Raw genomic sequence first — 2,554 nt, forward strand, 5'->3', positions numbered from 1 at the left:
GCGGCCGCTCCGTCGGCGTCGAGCCGGCCGTGGTCGGCGTCGTCGGCCCTGTCGTCCACCGTGACCAGGGAGGCCACGCGCGGCAGGAGGACCTGCTGGAGCGACCGCCCGGTCACGCCGAGGCCCGCCAGGACGACCCGCGCGTCGGCCAGGGGGGCGCGGGGCTCGACCGTGCCGTAGGTGTCGGCCTCGGTCACGAGGCCACCCACTCGGCGTAGAAGATGCCCATGCCGAGGCCCGCGAGCAGGCCGGCGATGAGCCAGAACCGGATCACGATGGTGACCTCGCCCCAGCCGGAGAGCTCGAAGTGGTGCTGCAGCGGCGCCATCTTGAACACGCGCCTGCCCGTCAGCTTGAAGGAGCTGACCTGGATCACGACGGACGACACGATGAGCACGAACATGCCGCCCAGCAGCACGGCGAGCAGCTCGGTACGGCTCAGGATCGACAGGCCGGCCAGGGCGCCGCCGAGGGCGAGCGAACCGGTGTCGCCCATGAAGATCTTGGCGGGGTTGGCGTTCCACCACAGGAAGCCGACGCAGGCGCCCGTGACGGCCGCGGCGACGATCGCGAGGTCCTGCGGGTCGCGCACCTCGTAGCAGCGTGGACCGGCGGTGGCCAGGAACTGGCAGGACTGGTTGAGCTGCCAGATGCCGACCAGCACGTAGGCGCCGAAGGTGATGATCGAGACGCCGGTGGCCAGGCCGTCCAGGCCGTCGGTCAGGTTCACCGCGTTGGACCAGGCCGAGACCAGCAGGTTGGCCCAGATCACGAAGAGGATCAGGCCCACGGTCGCGCCGGCGAACGCGAGGTCGAACTCGGTGTCGCGCAGGAAGGAGATCTTGGTGGACGCCGGGGTGCGCGAGTTCTCGTTGGGGAACTGCAGCGCGAGCACAGCGAACGAGATGCCGACGATGCCCTGACCGATCAGCTTGGCGCGCGCCGTCAGGCCGAGCGAGCGCTGCTTGCGGATCTTGGTGAAGTCGTCGAGGAACCCGACCAGGCCCAGGCCCGCCATGAGGTACAGCGCGAGCAGCGCTGACACGCTCGGCAGCCGCCCCGACACCAGCATCGAGGCCGCGAACCCGACGAGCGTGGCCGCGATGATGACGACGCCGCCCATGGTCGGCGTGCCGCGCTTGGTGAAGTGCCCCGTGGGGCCGTCCTCGCGGACGAACTGGCCGTAGTTCTTGTGGACCAGGAACCGGATGAAGACCGGAGTGCCCAGCAGGGCCACGAGCAGCGCCACCGAGGCGCTGACCAGGATCGCGATCACTTGTTGTTGTCCTTAGCGGTCAGAGCCATCGACAGGTGGTCGCCGAGCTCCCAGAGTCCGGAGCCGAGCGAGGACTTCACGAGCACGACGTCGCCGGGCTCCAGCGACTCGTCCAGCATTGCGCGGGCGGCGTCCAGGTCGGGCACGAAGATCGACTCGGACCCCCAGGACCCCTCCTGCATGGCGCCCTCATGGATGTGATAGGCGCCGTCGCCGACGACGACGAGCTGCTTGATGTTCAGCCGTACCACGAGGCGGCCGATCTCGTCGTGCGCGGCGCGCGCACCGTCACCGAGCTCTCGCATCTCGCCGAGCACCGCGACGGAGCGGCGGGTGCGCCCGGCCATGACCGCGAGGGTGCGCAGGGCGGCCTTCATCGAGTCCGGGTTCGCGTTGTACGCGTCGTCGATCACGGTGACGCCGTCGGGCCGCTCGGTGACGGCCATGCGGTGCGGGCTGCGGGCGGTGGCCTCGGTGAGCCGCTGCGCGACGTCGGGCAGGGACACCCCGAGGCGCAGGGCGACCGTGGCCGCGGCGAGCGCGTTGGTCACGTGGTGGGGGCCGACGAGCTGGAGGGCGACGTCGGCGCGCTGCTCGGTGTCGCCGGCCGGGGCGGCGCTCGGCACGATCCGGAGCGTGAAGCTGGCACGGCCCATGGCGTCGACCGTGATGTCCTCGGCGCGGACGTCGGCGGCGGGGATGGTGCCGAAGGTCTGGAGGGTCGTGCCGGGCGCGGCCTGGCCGGCCATGGCGGCGACGCGCAGGTCGTCCGCGTTGAGCACGACCGTCCCGCCGTCGACGACGCCGGAGACCATCTCGGCCTTGGTCTTCGCGATGGCCTCGACGCTGCCGAAGTGGCCCACGTGCGCCACGCCCACGGCGAGCACTACACCGACGTTCGGCGGTGCGATGCGCGTGAGGTAGGCGATGTTGCCGACGCGGTCGGCGCCCATCTCGGCAATCAGGTAGCGCGTGTCCCGCGTGACCCGCAGGACGGTCAGCGGCAGGCCGATCTCGTTGTTGAACGAGCCGGTGGGCACGATGATCGCGTTCTCGCCGCTCACCTCGGGGGTCAGCAGCTGGCCCAGCAGGTCCTTGGTGGTGGTCTTGCCGACCGAGCCGGTCACGCCCACGACCTTGGGCCAGCCGTCGCCGCCCTCGCGGACCGTCGCCAGGACGTACCGGGCGAGCTCGCCCAGGGCCTCCTGCGGGTCGTCGACGACGACGGTGGGCAGGCCGTCCAGCTCGCGGGCCGCCAGCACCAGCGCGGCACCCGCC

The 2,554-nt window shown here is 71.4% G+C and carries 2 protein-coding genes and 1 pseudogene; all 3 read right to left on the reverse strand.

Going from position 1 to position 2,554, the window contains the following annotated elements:
* Nucleotides 1–197: pseudogene (murD, locus tag PROKR_RS34785) on the reverse strand (UDP-N-acetylmuramoyl-L-alanine--D-glutamate ligase); the annotation flags it as partial.
* Complete coding sequence (gene mraY / locus PROKR_RS12730) at nt 194–1,276, reverse strand: phospho-N-acetylmuramoyl-pentapeptide-transferase (protein WP_036963752.1); 1,083 nt, start codon at nt 1,274–1,276, stop codon at nt 194–196. The pseudogene murD and the gene mraY, both read right to left, overlap by 4 nt.
* Nucleotides 1,273–2,554: UDP-N-acetylmuramoyl-tripeptide--D-alanyl-D-alanine ligase (locus PROKR_RS12735; protein ID WP_036963753.1), on the reverse strand; the 1,282-nt coding region annotated here is incomplete at its 5' end. The genes mraY and PROKR_RS12735, both read right to left, overlap by 4 nt.

The sequence above is a fragment of the Promicromonospora kroppenstedtii DSM 19349 genome (assembly GCF_000515355.1).
Classification (GTDB): domain Bacteria; phylum Actinomycetota; class Actinomycetes; order Actinomycetales; family Cellulomonadaceae; genus Promicromonospora; species Promicromonospora kroppenstedtii.